Here is a 14092-nt window from a genome sequence, read left to right as displayed (position 1 = left end):
TTTTACAGTGTCGTGCCGGTGGGGTCGCTGCGGGCAGCGGTGGCAGCCATGCGGCCACAATCGCCTGCAAGGAGAAAACCACCGCCATGACGAACGAATCGACCACGGGCAGCCCGGCCTGGGACCCCGAAGCCACGGGCCATGCGCTGTTTGCCACGCGCTTGGGGCCCTGCGGCGTGGCCTGGGGCGACTGCGGCCTTGCGGCCTTTCAGTTGCCCGAGGTGGACGGCCCGGCTGCCACGCGCACGCGCATGCTGCGCGGCGTGCAATTGCGCAGGCCCGGCAGCTATGCGGCAGCGGTGCGCGCCGAGGACCTGCCGGCCGCCGTGGCGCAGGCCATCACCGGCGTGCAGGTGCTCATGGCGGGCCATGGCGAATGGACCGTGGAGCCTTCCGCGCCCAGCGCGCAGCAGTTGCGTGACGGCCCGGTGCTGCCCGACCTGCGGGCACGGCGCATGCTGCCCGCAGGCCAGGCATTGCCGGATCTGGCCGAGCTGGCGCTGGACTGGCACGGTGTGTCGGAATTTCACCGCCGCGTCTATGAGCTGACGCGTGCCATTGCTCCCGGCCATACGCGCACCTACGGCGAGATCGCGCGCGAGTTGGGCGAGGTGGGCCTGTCGCGCGCCGTGGGACAGGCGCTGGGCCTCAACCCCTTCGCGCCCGTGATTCCCTGCCACCGCGTGCTGGCCGCCGGCGCCCAGCCGGGCGGTTTTTCGGGCGGCGCAGGTGCGCTGACCAAGCTGCGCATGCTGGAGATCGAGGGTGCGGCCTGGGGCGGCACGCGCTCGCTGTTCGGGGATTGACGGGCCGGACACGCATGTGACATGCGGCACGGCGGGGCGGCTTGCACAATCGCCGCTGCAGGCCGTCCCGGCAAGGGAGGGCCGCCCTCCATTCCACCCATGACCGGCACACAAGACCCGGACCAGGAGACAGACGAATGACTCGCAATGTGCAGCAACTTTTCGACCTCACCGGCAAGACCGCCCTGGTGACCGGCGGCTCGCGCGGCCTGGGCCTGCAGATGGCCCATGCGTTGGGCGAGGCGGGCGCCAGGATCATGCTGAGTTCGCGCAAGGCCGCCGACCTGGAGGAAGCCGCCGCCGAGCTGCAGGCCGCAGGCATCGACGCCCGCTGGATTGCCGCCGACTGCGCCAACGAGGCCGACATCGAGCGCCTGGCCGCCGAGACCCTGGAGCGCCTGGGCCAGGTGGACATCCTCATCAACAACGCGGGCGCCAGCTGGGGCGCGCCGGCCGAGGAGCACCCGGTGGCCGCCTGGGACAAGGTGATGAACCTCAACGTGCGCGGCTACTTCCTGCTGAGCCAGCAGATCGCGCGGCGCAGCATGATCCCGCGCAAGACCGGGCGCATCATCAACCTGGCCTCCATCGCAGGCCTGGGCGGCAACCCGCTGGGCATGAAGACCATTGCCTACAACACCTCCAAGGGAGCCGTCATCAACTTCACGCGCGCGCTGGCCGGCGAGTGGGGCGTGCATGGCATCACCGTCAACGCCATCTGCCCGGGCTTTTTCAAGACCAAGATGGCCAGCGTGCTGATCGAGACCCTGGGCGAGGACGAGATGAAATCCCATGCCCCGCTGCGCCGCCTGGGCGACGACGAGGACCTCAAGGGCCTGACCCTGCTGTACGCCAGCGACGCGGGCAAGCACATCACGGGCCAGTGGATGGCCGTGGACGGCGGCGTCAGCGCCCTGGTGGGCGGCTGAACGCGGCGGCGCTGCTGCCGAGGTGACAGTTTTTCCCGCAGATCGTGCCGCCGCGCGCCATGGTGCCTTCGGGCGCCCTTATGCTCGCCTGCATTGCGATCTGAACTGGAGAATTTCGTGCTGGATTTTGGCCACCCCATCCCCTTCGTCGACCACCTGGGTTTCACCCTGCACCGCATGGAGGACGGGGAGTCCGAACTGCGCTTCGAGGCGCGTCCCGAGCACCTGAACACCTTTGACGTGACCCACGGCGGCGCCACCATGACCCTGCTGGACGTGACCATGGCCGTGGCCGCACGCAGCCTGCAGCGCGACATGGGCTGCGTGACCATAGAGATGAAGACCAGCTTCATGCAGCCGGCGCGCGGCCCCCTGGTGGCCAAGGGCGTGGTGCTGCACCGCACGCGTTCCATGGCCTATACCGAGGCGCGCGTGTTCGATGCCTCGGGCCGGCTGTGCAGCCATGCGACCGGAACGTTCAAGTACATGCCGCGCGTGGCCAAGCCGGCCGCCGCCGAGACAACCCTCGCCACGGACTGATCCGCATGGCGAATTTGCCAGATACCCAATGCCACACGCCAGCCCCGGCAGCACCGGGAGCTGGTTCCATTGTTTGTGATGCCACCGGAGGTTTTCCCATGCCCGTGAACCAGCAGATCCTGCTCGACAACCGCCCCGAGGGCGAAGCCGTGGAAAGCAATTTCCGCCTTGTCAGTACCGAGACCCCGGCGCTGGCCGAAGGCCAGGTGCTGGTGCGCCACCACTACCTGAGCCTGGACCCCTACATGCGCGGCCGCATGAATGACAGCAAGAGCTATGCCCAGCCCCAGCCGCTGGGCGAGGTCATGATCGGCGGCACCGTGGGCGAGGTGGTGGAAAGCCGCCATCCCAAGTTTGCCGTTGGCGACAAGGTCGTGGGCATGGGCGGCTGGCAGGAATACAGCGTGGTCGATGGCGATGCGCCCGGCATGCTGCGCAAGGTGGACACCACCCATGTGCCGCTGTCGCACTACCTGGGCGCCGTGGGCATGCCCGGCGTGACGGCCTGGTACGGCCTGGTCAAGATCATCGCCCCCAAGGCCGGCGAGACCGTGGTGGTCAGCGCCGCCACGGGCGCCGTGGGCAGCGCGTTCGCGGCCCTGGCCAAGGCGCGCGGCTGCCGCGTGGTAGGCATTGCGGGCGGCCCCGAGAAGTGCCGCTACGCCACCGAGGAGCTGGGCTTCGATGCCTGCATCGACTACCGCGAGCACCCCGACACCAAGACCATGGCCAAGGCGCTCAAGGACGCCTGCCCGCAGGGCATCGACGGCTACTTCGAGAACGTGGGCGGCTACATCCTCGACGCCGTGCTGCTGCGCACCAACGCCTTTGCGCGGATCGCGCTGTGCGGAATGATCGCGGGCTACGACGGCAAGCCGCTGCCCATGACCAATCCCGCGCTCATCCTCGTCAACCGCATCCGCATCGAAGGCTTCATCGTCAGCGAGCACATGGAAGTCTGGCCCGAGGCGCTGCAGGAACTGGGCCGCCTGGTGGGCACCGGCAAGCTGCGCCCGCGCGAGAGCATTGCCGAAGGCATTGCCTCCGCACCCTCGGCCTTCCTGGGCTTGCTCAAGGGCAAGAACTTCGGAAAGCAACTCGTCAAATTGATCTGAACCACCACAAAAAACCAGGAGACAAGGGAATGATCAAGAACTTCAAGGGCAAGACGGCCGTGCTGACGGGCGCGGGCTCGGGTTTCGGCCTGGAGTGCGCGCGCATTGGCGCGAAGCTGGGCATGAACCTGGTGCTGGTCGATGTGCAGCAGGAGGCGCTGGACAAGGCTGCCGCCGAGTTCGAAGGGCAGGGCGTGCGTGTGCTGGCACGCCGCGTGGATGTGTCCGACGCAGCCCAGATGCAGGCCCTGGCCGACGAGGTGCGCCAGCAGTTCGGCGCGCCGCACTTCGTGTTCAACAACGCAGGCGTGGGCGCGGGCGGGCTGGTCTGGGAGAACACGCTGGAAGATTGGCAGTGGGTGCTGGGCGTCAACCTCTGGGGCGTGATCCACGGCGTGCGGCTGTTCACGCCCATGATGCTGGAGGCCGCCAAGGCCGATCCGTCCTTCGAGGGCCACATCGTCAACACGGCCAGCATGGCCGGGCTGCTGGCGCCTCCCAACATGGGCATCTACAACGTCAGCAAGCATGCCGTGGTCAGCCTGACCGAGACGCTGTACCAGGACCTGGCCCTGGTCTCCGACCAGATCAGCGCCAGCGTGCTGTGCCCCTTCTTCGTGCCTACGGGCATCAGCCACAGCGAGCGCAACCGGCCCAGCCATCTGGCCGCGCAGCCGCTGACGGCCAGCCAGAAGATCGGCCAGGCCATGAGCGAGAAGGCCGTGGGCTCGGGCAAGGTCACGGCCACCGATGTGGCGCAGAAGGTCTTCGACGCCATTGCGGCCAACCATTTCTACATCTACAGCCATCCGCAAGCCCTGGGTTCGGTCCAGACCCGCATGGAGGATGTGGTGCAGGGCCGCAACCCCACCGACCCGTTCGCGCACAAGCCCGAACTGGGCGCCAGCCTCAAGGCCTCGCTGCGCGCGGCCTGAGCGTCAGTCCTCTTCGTCCGGGTCCGGCCTGTGGGGGGCTGGCCTGGCGGGAGCCTCGGCCTTTTCCTCTGGCGGCGCGGAGGGCAGGGGCCGCACCAGCCGCACCATGAGCTGGTTGCCGCGCCCCATGTCGGGCCGCGTCTCCAGGCTGTCGAGGTCAATCGCCCAGGCCTGCTGGGCCGACAGCTGCGTACCGGCGCTGCCCGAGATGTTGCTGTAGTTGTAGGGATTGACGGGCCGTGCGTTCACCGCTGCCGTGCCCGTCCAGTGCCAGCCGCGCGGCGCGCCCGGGAACAGCTCGGGCGACAGGCCTTGCGGCCGTATATCGCGCGAGATCAGCCGGCGCATCTCGTTGACGCGCGGCAGGCGCCAGCGCACGCCGTCCTGCTTGGCCCGCTCGGCGGCCAGGGCCTGCGCCTGCTTGTGCGTGAACAGCTCCGGCAGGCCCGCGCAGGTCTTGCCATTCCAGTGCATGCCTTCCACGCAGCGCGGCCACAGCAGGCGGGCGCGGCGGTCGATCACGTCGCGGCCGTCTTCGGACACTTCCAGCATGGCAGTGGCGCCGGTCTTGGCGTCACCGCGGGCCTGCGGCGGCGCCGCATGGGCCGGGCCCTGCATGCACGTGCCCAGCAGCAGGGCGGCGAGCAGGGGCCTTGGCAATGCGTTGAGGGTCGGCAGGAAGAGGGGCATGGTTGAGTGCATGGGGTGTCTATGCTGCTGTGTTGGCAATCTCGTATCTGAGCGTAACAGGGTTGCGGCCCCGCAAACTTGTGCCACGGCAAGCCGCCAGCGCCGCACGCGCCGGCCTGCCTGCCCAGGAAATGTGAGCACCGCCCTGCAGCCCGCAGCGCTTGCCGCCACAATGGCGCGTCTATGTCTGCGTCTATGCCTTCTCCCTCTTCTTCTCCCGCTTCCCCTGATTCCCACACGCTGCGCCTGGTGCTGATCCTGGGCCTGCTCTCGGCCATCGGCCCGTTTGCCATCGACATGTACCTGCCCGCGCTGCCCCAGATCGGCAGCAGCCTGGGCGCCCAGGTGGGCGCGGTGCAGGCCAGCCTGACGGCCTTCTTCCTCTCGCTGGGCGTGGGCCAGCTGCTGTACGGGCCGGTCTCGGACATGGTGGGGCGCAAGCCGCCGCTGTACTTCGGCCTGACCGTGTTCGCGCTGGCCAGCGTGGGCTGCGCCATGGCCACCAGCATCGAGACGCTGGTGGTGCTGCGCTTCATCCAGGGCCTGGGCGCGGCCGCCGGCATGGCCGTGCCGCGCGCCGTGGTGCGCGACCTGCACACCGGCCATGCGGCGGCCCGCATGATGTCGCTGCTGATGCTGGTGTTCAGCGTCTCTCCCATCCTGGCGCCGCTGGCCGGCAGCGGCGTGATCGCCGTGAGCAGCTGGCGCGGCGTGTTCTGGGCCGTGGCCGTGGCGGCCGTGATCGGCCTGGCGGCCGTGTTCATGGGCCTGAAGGAAACGCGCGGGGCCGCCGCGCGGCTGGACAGCAGCGTGGCCGGCGCACTGCGCGCCTACGGCGTGCTGCTGCGCGATTGGCATTACCTGGGCCTGGTCTTCATCGGCGGCTGCGCCATGGCGGGCTTTTTCGTCTACCTGGCTGGCTCTCCCTTTGTGCTGATCAACTACTACGGGCTCAGCTCCACCCAGTACAGCCTGGCCTTCGGGCTCAACGCCATCGCCTTCATCGGCGCGGCGCAGTTCACGGGCTGGCTGGGCCAGCGTTTCGGCCTGGTGCGCGTGGTCAAGGTGGCGGCCACCGGCTCGGGCCTGGTGATGCTGTCGCTGCTGTCGTACTACCTGCTGGGCGGTGAGCGGCTGGCCGTGCTGATCGGCCTGTACTTCGTGGCCAGCGCGCTGATGGGGCTGGTGATTCCGACGACCTCGGTGCTGGCGCTGGAGGAGCATGGCGCCATCGCCGGCACGGCCTCGGCGCTGCTGGGCACGCTGCAGATGCTGTCGGGTGCGGCGGCCATGCAGATCGTGGGCCTGTTCTCCACGGGCAAGCCCCTGCCCATGGTGGTGGGCATGGCCACGGGCGCGCTGATCGGCGTGGCGCTGGCCTGGATCACGCTGGGCGGCACACGTGCCCACCGCGTGGGTGCAAAGGGCCATTCATGAGCCTGGCACCCGCGGCAGAGGCTGCGCCTGTCCACGATGGACTTCCGTCAGGCCCTCGCGGCCAGGCGATGCTGGTCATCATCCTGGGGCTGACGCTGTCGGTGCTGGACAGCACCCTGGTCAATCTGGCACTGCCTGCCATGGCGCGCGAGCTGCAGGCCAGCTCGGCCCATACGCTGTGGGTGGTCAATTCCTACCAGCTTGCCAGCCTGGTGCTGCTGCTGCCGCTGGCGGCCCTGGGCGAACGCCTGGGCTACCGCCGCGTGTATTTGGTGGGCATGCTGGTGTTCTCCCTGGCCTCGCTGGCAGCCATGCTGGCCACATCGCTGCCCACGCTGGTGGCGGCGCGGGCGCTGCAGGGCCTGGGCGCTGCGGGCGTGATGAGCGTCAACGCCGCCCTGGTGCGGCTGATCTATCCGCGTGCCTTGCTGGGCCGGGGCATGGCCGTCAATTCGCTGGTGGTGGCCACGGCATCCATGGCCGGGCCTTCGGTGGCGGCGGCCATTTTGTCGGTGGCCAGCTGGCCCTGGCTGTTTGCGGCCAACCTGCCGCTGGGCCTGTTCACGCTGTGGCTGGGACGCCGGGCGCTGCCGGCCAATGCGGTGCCGGCACACGCGGGCGCGCGGCTGTCGCCGCTGGATGTGCTGCTCAACATCCTCATGTTCAGCCTGATCTTCCTGGGCGGCGAGCAGTTGGGCATGCGCGCCGGCGGTGCCCAGTCGTCCCTGCCTTCGGGCTGGTGGCTGCTGGGCGCGGGCCTGCTGGTGGGGCTGTGGTATGTGCGCCGCCAGTGGCGCCTGCCTGCGCCGCTGCTGCCGGTGGACCTGCTGCGCATTCCGGTGTTCGCGCTGTCCATGTGCGGATCGGTCAGCGCCTTTTGCGCGCAGATGCTGGCCTACCTGGCCCTGCCTTTCCTGCTGCTGGAGTCGCACGGCATGTCGCCCATCGAGGCCGGGCTGCTGATCACGGCCTGGCCGCTGGCCACGGTGATGACGGCTCCCATCGCGGGCCGGCTCATCGGCCGCTATGCGGACGGGCTGCTGGGCGGCATCGGCATGGCCATGTTCGCCTGCGGCCTGTGGGCGCTGGCGGCCATGCCCGATGCGCCCTCGACCCTGGACATGGTCTGGCGCATGCTGCTGGCGGGCAGCGGCTTTGCGCTGTACCAGTCGCCCAACAACCACACCATCGTGACCTCGGCGCCGCTGGCACGCAGCGGCGCGGCCGGCGGCATGCTGAGCTCGGCGCGGCTCACGGGGCAGACGCTGGGGGCCGTGGTGCTGGCCACCATCTTCACCGTCTCGGGCGGGCATGGCGGCCATGCCGAAATCGTGGCCCTGGCCGTGGCGGGCTGCTTTGCGGCCATGGCGGGCGTGTTCAGCATGCTGCGCGTGCGCACGGCGCCCGCCGCCAGGCACTGAACAGACCGGCAAATGGCATTGAACTTGCATGTGTCGGCGCGCTCCGACACCTGCATCATCCTGGATGGTCTTGCCGCGAGACTGCGGTGGCATGCCATCCACTTTACAAACAAGAAATATGGGCACTGCACAATCGTGCGATGCCCCCAACGACTTCGCTGTTCCTATGAATTTTGACGTGCCTCTTTCGCCGAGTACGCGCCTTGCGGCGCCTTTCGATTCCCAGCCCGGCGCAGGGCACGCACAACCTTCTGCCTCGCTTGCACGCAGCAAGCGCCCCGGTGCTGCCGTGCTGTGCGCGCTGGCACTGGCCGCCAGCCTGGCCGCCTGCTCCAGGCAGGATGCAGCGCCCGCCGCCGCAGCCAAGGCTGCGCCCGAGGTGGGCGTGGTCACGCTGCAAAAGCAGAGCCAGCAGTTGGAGGCCACGCTGCCGGGCCGCACACGCGCCTCGCTGACCGCCGAGGTGCGGCCCCAGGTCTCGGGCATCGTGCAAAAGCGCCTGTTCACCGAAGGCGCCCTGGTGCGCCAGGGCCAGCAGCTCTACCAGATCGACGCGGCCTCGCTGCGCGCCACCGAGGCCAGCGCCCAGGCGGCCCTGGCCAAGGCCGAGGCCAGCGCCCGCACGCTGGAGGCCACGGCGCGGCGCAACGCCGAACTGGTCAAGATCGATGCCATCAGCCAGCAGGCCTTCGAGGAAAGCCAGGCCGCCGCAGCCCAGTCGCGCTCGGACGTGGCCGTGGCCAAGGCCAATCTGGAGACCGCGCGCATCAACCTCAAGTACAGCCGCATCGAGGCGCCCATCGGCGGGCGCATCAGCCTGTCCACGGTGACGCCGGGCGCGCTGGTGACGGCCAACCAGACGGAGGCGCTGACCTCCATCGTGCAGCTGGACCCCATGTATGTGGACTTCACCCAGTCCACCAGCGAGCTGCTGCAGCTCAAGCGCGACTGGGATGCCGGGCGCTTCCAGAAGGTGGAGGGCGACAAGGTCGCCGTGCGTATCCGCCTGGACGATGGCACGGAATACGGCCACCAGGGCAAGCTGCAGTTTGCCGGCGTGATCGTCAATGCCACCACGGGCAGCGTCACGCTGCGCGCCGTGGTGCCCAACCCGCAGGGCCTGCTCATGCCCGGCATGTATGTGCAGGCGCTGCTGCCCACGGGCCTGGCGCCCGAGGCGCTGCTGGTGCCCCAGCAGTCGGTGACGCGCGACCTGACCGGCAAGGCCAGCGTGCTGGTGGCCAAGGCCGACGACGTGATCGAGCGCAGGCCCGTGAACATCGACCGCGCCGTGGGCAATATGTGGCTGCTGCAGGACGGCCTGTCGGCCGGCGAGCGCGTGGTGGTCGATGGCTTCCAGCGCATCAAGCCCGGCGACAAGGTGCGCGCCGTGGAGGTGGACCTGCGCGCCAAGGCCCAGGCCCGCAAGGGCAAGCCCGCTGATGGCCCGGCAGCGGCGGCCGCGCCTGGCGCTGCCGACCAGGCTTCCGCGGCCGCTGAACCTGCTCCTGCACCCGCAGCGGCTCCGGCCCCTGCGGCCCGGTAAGCCGCAGGAACCCGTCACATGGCTCAGTTCTTCATCAACCGGCCCATCTTCGCGTGGGTCATCGCCATCGTCATCATGCTGGGCGGCGCGCTGTCCATCTTCACGCTGCCGCTGGAGCAATACCCCGACATCGCGCCGCCGCGCGTGACCATCGGCGCGCAGTACACGGGCGCCTCGGCCGAGACGGTCGAGAACTCGGTGACCCAGATCATTGAGCAGCAGCTCAAGGGCATCGACAACATGCTCTACATGAGCTCCACGTCCGACGCCTCGGGCCGCGCGCGCACCACGCTGACCTTTGCGCCGGGCACCAACATCGACGTGGCCCAGGTGCAGGTGCAAAACAAGCTGCAGTCCGCCGTGAACCGCCTGCCCGACGCCGTCAAGAGCCGGGGCGTGTTCGTGAACAAGGGCGGCCAGGACTTCCTGGTCACCTACAGCTTCTTCTCCAAGGACCCGGCCATGACCGCGGTCGATATCGGCGACTACCTGACCAGCAACTTGGTCGACGTGATCGGCCGGCTGGACGGCGTGGGCGATGTCAACGTCTTCGGCACCAACTATGCGATGCGCATCTGGATGGACCCGGCCAAGATGGAGAAGTACGCGCTGATGCCGTCGGACCTGGTCAATGCGCTGAACTCGCAGAACGCCCAGGTCTCGGCCGGCCAGCTGGGCGCGCTGCCTGCCGTGGCGGACCAGCAGCTGAACGCCACCATCACGGCGCGCACCAAGCTCAAGACGGTGGAGCAGTTCGAGGACATCGTCCTGAAGTCGTCCGTGGACGGCTCGGTGGTGCTCATGAAGGACGTGGCCCGCGTGGAGCTGGGCGCCGACAACCTGACCATCAAGGCCAAGCTCAACGGCCTGCCGGGCGCGGGCATGGGCATCGTGCTGGCCGATGGTGCCAACGCCATGAACGTGGCCGACACCATCGCCGCCAAGCTGGCCGAGCTCAAGCCCTTCTTTCCCAACGAGATCGACTACTTCGTCAGCTCGGACTCCACGCCCTTCGTGCGCGCCTCCATCAAGGAAGTGGTCAGCGCGCTGGGCGAGGCCATGATCCTCGTGGTCATCGTGATGTTCATCTTCCTGCAGAACTTCCGCGCCACGATGATCCCCGCCATCGCCGTGCCCGTGGTGCTGCTGGGCACCTTCGGCGTGCTGTCGCTGGCCGGGTACTCGATCAATACGCTGACCATGTTCGCCATGGTGCTGGCCATCGGCCTGCTGGTGGACGATGCCATCGTCGTGGTGGAGAACGTCGAGCGCGTGATGCACGAGACGGGCATGTCGCCCAAGCAGGCCACGCGCCAGTCCATGCGCGAGATCACGCCGGCCCTGGTGGGCATCGGCGTGACGCTGTCGGCCGTGTTCGTGCCCATGGCCTTCTTCGGCGGCTCCACGGGCGTGATCTACCGGCAGTTCTCCATCACCATCGTCGCGGCCATGGCGCTGTCGGTGTTCGTGGCGCTGACGCTCACGCCGGCGCTGTGCGCCACCCTGCTCAAGCCGCCCGCAGCGGGCGGGACAGGGCATGACCGCCCGATCCGCAGCGGCATCCTGGGGGTGAACGACCGGTTCTTCCGCTGGTTCAACCACCATTTCGATGCCACGGCCGCGCGCTACCAGGGCACGGTGGCGTACTCGCTGCGCCGCGCCAAGCGCATGATGCTGATCTTCCTGGCCGTCTGCGGCGTGGTCTGGCTGCTGATGGCGCGCCTGCCCACGTCCTTCCTGCCCGACGAGGACCAGGGCTTTGTCTTCGTCAACATCAACCTGCCCTCGGGCGCGGCCGACACGCGGCTGCAGGGCGTGCTCGACGAGGTGCGCGACTACTTTGCCAGGCAGCCCGACGTGCTGAGCTTCTACCAGGTCTCGGGCCTGAACGGCGACCAGGCCTCGGCACGCGCCTTCGTGCGGCTGAAGACCTGGGAGGAGCGCCCGCTGCCGGGCCAGTCGGCCTCCGAGATCGCGCACCGGGCGACCCGGGAGCTGGCCTCCATCCGCGATGCGCGCGTGCTGGTCATGCTGCCGCCGGCCGTGCGCGGCCTGGGCTCCAGCTCGGGCTTCAACTTTATGATCAAGGACATGAACGGCCTGGGCCACCAGGCGCTGCTGCAGGCCAAGGAAAAATTCCTGACCGAGGCCCGCAAGCGCCCCGAGCTCACCAATCTGCGCATGACCAACCTGGAGGACGCCAGCGAGCTGCGCCTGGACATCGACGACCGCAAGGCCGCCGCGCTCGGCCTGTCGTACACCGACATCAACAGCGTGCTGTCCAGCGCCATGGGCGGCACCTATGTCAACGACTTCCTGAACAACGAGCGCGTCAAGCGCGTCTACATCCAGGGCGATGCGCCGCACCGCATGCTGCCCCAGGACATCGCCAAATGGACGGTGCGCAACGGCAAGGGCGAGATGGTGCCGTTCAGCGCCTTCTCCAGCAGCTATTGGGCCTACGGTTCGCCCCAGCTCATGCGCTACAACGGCAACCCGGCCTACGAAATGGAAGGCCGCGCCGCGCCGGGCGTCAGCTCGGGCACGGCCATGCAGATCGTCGAGGACATCCTGCGCACGCTGCCGGCCGGCATAGGCTACGAGTGGACGGGGGCCTCGCTGCAGGAGCGCCAGTCGGGCGCGCAGGCGCCGCTGCTGTACGCCATCTCCATCCTCTTCGTGTTCCTGTGCCTGGCGGCGCTGTACGAGAGCTGGACCGTGCCGCTGTCCGTGATGCTGGCCGTGCCGCTGGGCGTGGTGGGCGCGCTGGCCGCCACCTATACGCGCGGGCTGACCAATGACGTGTACTTCCAGGTGGGCCTGCTGACCACGGTGGGCCTGGCATCCAAGAACGCCATCCTGATCGTGGAATTTACCGTGCAGCTGCAGGAGCAGGGCAAGAGTATCTTCGACGCCGTGGTCTCGGCCGTGCGCCTGCGCCTGCGGCCCATTTTGATGACCTCGCTGGCCTTCGGCTTCGGCGTCATTCCGCTGGCCATCGGCACGGGTGCCGGCGCGGGCGGGCGCAATGCCATCGGCACGGCCGTGCTCGGCGGCATGCTGGCCTCCACGGTGCTGGGCATCTTCCTGGTGCCGGTGTTCTTCCTGCTGATCCGCAGCTGGTTCAAGAGCCACTCGCGCACGGATGAAGAAAGCCCGCAGCAGGCAACCGACTCACCCCATACCACCAAGGAGAGCGCAGCATGAGGCGCCGAATGCACCGTTCCACCCTCGCCGCTGCGGCCGCGCTGGCGGCCCTGCTGTCCGGCTGCAATCTTGCGCCGCAGCACCGCACGCCGGACATGCCCGTGCCCGACACGGTGGGCAGCACCGCAGCCAATCCGGCACAGGCCGACGAGGCCAGCCTGCAGGCGGCCGCCGCGCTGGACTGGGTGCAGTCCCGGCAGCTGCGCGAGGTCATTGCGCTGGCCCTGGCCAACAACCGCGACCTGCGCGTGGCGGTGGAGAACATCGAGCGCGCGCGTGCCCAGTACGGCATCACGCGCGCCGACCTGCTGCCCAGCGTCAACGCCCAGGCCCAGGCCAGCCGTGCGCGCACGGCCGCCGGCATGACCAGCGCCACGCAATCGGCATCGGTCAGCACCCAGTACACGGCCCAGCTGGGCTTTGCCAGCTACGAGATCGACCTCTGGGGCCGCGTGCGCAACCTCAGCGAGGCCGCGCTGCAGCAGTTCCTGCAAAGCGAGCAGAACCGGCGCAATGTGCAGATAGGCCTGGTGGCCGACGTGGCCAACGCCTGGCTCACGCTGGCCGCCGACCAGGCCCGCCTGCAGCTGGCACGCGACACCCTGGCCAGCCGCGAGAAGGCCTACGAGCTGACGCGGCGCATGCATGAGATAGGTTCGACCTCGGGCCTGGTGCTGGCCCAGAACCAGACCACGGTGGACACGGCGCGCGGCGACGTGGCCAGCTTCACCTCCCAGGTGGAGCGTGACCGCAACGCCTTGCAGTTGCTGGTGGGCGGTCCGCTGCCCGACAGCCTGCTGCCCGGCGCCGCCACGCTGCGCGCCGGCGCCCAGCCTGCGGCGGCGCTGCAGCCCGTGCCTGCACCGCTGCCCTCCAGCGTGCTGCTGGTGCGCCCCGATATCCAGGCCGCCGAGAACAACCTGCGCGCCATGGAGGCCAACATCGGCGCCGCCCGCGCAGCCATGTTCCCCACCATCAGCCTCACGGCCAGCGTGGGATCGGGCAGCCGCGAGCTCGATGGCCTCTTTGGCGGCAGCAGCAGCACCTGGAGCTTCATCCCCCTGGTGCGCCTGCCCATCTTCGACGGTGGCCGCAACCGTGCGGGCGTGCAGGTGGCCGAGGCCAACCAGCGCATCGCCATCGCCCAGTACGAGAAGGCCGTGCAGACGGCCTTCCGCGAGACCGCCGACGTGCTGGCCGACCGCGCGCAGTGGGACGAGCGCCTGGCCGCCCAGACCAGCATGGTCGCGGCCACGCAGAAGGCCTTCGACCTGTCGGAGGCACGCTTCAAGGCCGGCGTGGACAACTACCTCACCGTGCTGGATGCGCAGCGCAGCCTCTACACGGCCCAGCAGACCCTGATCGGCCTGCGCCTGTCCGAGCAGCTCAACCGCGTCACGCTGTGGAAGGTGCTGGGCGGAGAGCAGGTGCAGGCGCCGTCCGCCTCTGAGCCGGCGAATTCCTGA

Annotated in this window: 11 protein-coding genes; 10 read left to right on the top strand and 1 reads right to left on the bottom strand. The window is 68.9% G+C overall.

The features are described from left to right. Window positions 1-86: 86 nt before the first annotated feature. From U6958_RS19630 to U6958_RS19610, 5 genes are all read left to right on the top strand, one after another. Window positions 87-806 carry a methylated-DNA--[protein]-cysteine S-methyltransferase gene (locus U6958_RS19630; protein ID WP_043790352.1) on the top strand — a complete coding sequence of 240 codons (720 nt, stop codon included), beginning with the start codon at window positions 87-89 and terminating at the stop codon, window positions 804-806. Window positions 807-943: 137 nt separating this feature from the next. Beyond that, window positions 944-1735 carry an SDR family oxidoreductase gene (locus U6958_RS19625; RefSeq protein WP_016452876.1) on the top strand — a complete coding sequence of 264 codons (792 nt, stop codon included), beginning with the start codon at window positions 944-946 and terminating at the stop codon, window positions 1733-1735. 117 nt (window positions 1736-1852) lie between these two features. Next, a complete protein-coding gene (locus U6958_RS19620; RefSeq protein WP_016446794.1) occupies window positions 1853-2275 on the top strand; it encodes a PaaI family thioesterase in 423 nt (140 codons plus the stop codon). A 98-nt stretch (window positions 2276-2373) separates the two neighbouring features. Continuing rightward, window positions 2374-3390, top strand: coding sequence for an NADP-dependent oxidoreductase (locus U6958_RS19615; protein ID WP_047327659.1), 1017 nt, complete (start codon window positions 2374-2376; stop codon window positions 3388-3390). Between the two features lie 29 nt (window positions 3391-3419). Next, window positions 3420-4325, top strand: a complete 906-nt coding sequence (locus U6958_RS19610; protein WP_047218264.1) for an SDR family oxidoreductase — start codon at window positions 3420-3422, stop codon at window positions 4323-4325. Window positions 4326-4328: 3 nt separating this feature from the next. On the opposite strand, the gene U6958_RS19605 is transcribed toward U6958_RS19610, so the two are convergent. Next, window positions 4329-5027 (bottom strand): DUF1566 domain-containing protein, encoded by a 699-nt coding sequence (locus tag U6958_RS19605; RefSeq protein ID WP_074922838.1) that lies wholly within the window; start codon window positions 5025-5027, stop codon window positions 4329-4331. Window positions 5028-5210: 183 nt separating this feature from the next. Between U6958_RS19605 and U6958_RS19600 the strand changes: the two genes are divergently transcribed. The 5 genes from U6958_RS19600 to U6958_RS19580 all read left to right on the top strand — a co-directional run bounded on the left by U6958_RS19600 (window position 5211) and on the right by U6958_RS19580 (window position 14092). Next, a complete protein-coding gene (locus tag U6958_RS19600; RefSeq protein ID WP_074922839.1) occupies window positions 5211-6452 on the top strand; it encodes a multidrug effflux MFS transporter in 1242 nt (413 codons plus the stop codon). Beyond that, window positions 6449-7873 carry an MFS transporter gene (locus U6958_RS19595; protein WP_074922840.1) on the top strand — a complete coding sequence of 475 codons (1425 nt, stop codon included), beginning with the start codon at window positions 6449-6451 and terminating at the stop codon, window positions 7871-7873. The genes U6958_RS19600 and U6958_RS19595 overlap by 4 nt, the downstream gene beginning before the upstream one ends. Before the next feature lie 166 nt (window positions 7874-8039). After that, the gene (locus U6958_RS19590) at window positions 8040-9419 is read left to right on the top strand and encodes an efflux RND transporter periplasmic adaptor subunit (protein WP_074922841.1); all 1380 of its coding nucleotides are present in this window, start codon (window positions 8040-8042) and stop codon (window positions 9417-9419) included. Window positions 9420-9437: 18 nt separating this feature from the next. Beyond that, entirely contained in the window at window positions 9438-12626 is a 3189-nt protein-coding gene (locus tag U6958_RS19585; RefSeq protein ID WP_074922842.1) for an efflux RND transporter permease subunit, read from the top strand. A gap of 8 nt (window positions 12627-12634) precedes the next feature. Continuing rightward, window positions 12635-14092: an efflux transporter outer membrane subunit gene (locus U6958_RS19580; RefSeq protein ID WP_392413012.1), complete on the top strand. Its 1458-nt coding sequence runs from the start codon at window positions 12635-12637 to the stop codon at window positions 14090-14092.

The organism is Delftia lacustris, from assembly GCF_040267515.1.
Taxonomy (GTDB): domain Bacteria; phylum Pseudomonadota; class Gammaproteobacteria; order Burkholderiales; family Burkholderiaceae_C; genus Comamonas; species Comamonas tsuruhatensis.
This window is presented reverse-complemented; position numbering and strand designations above follow the sequence as displayed.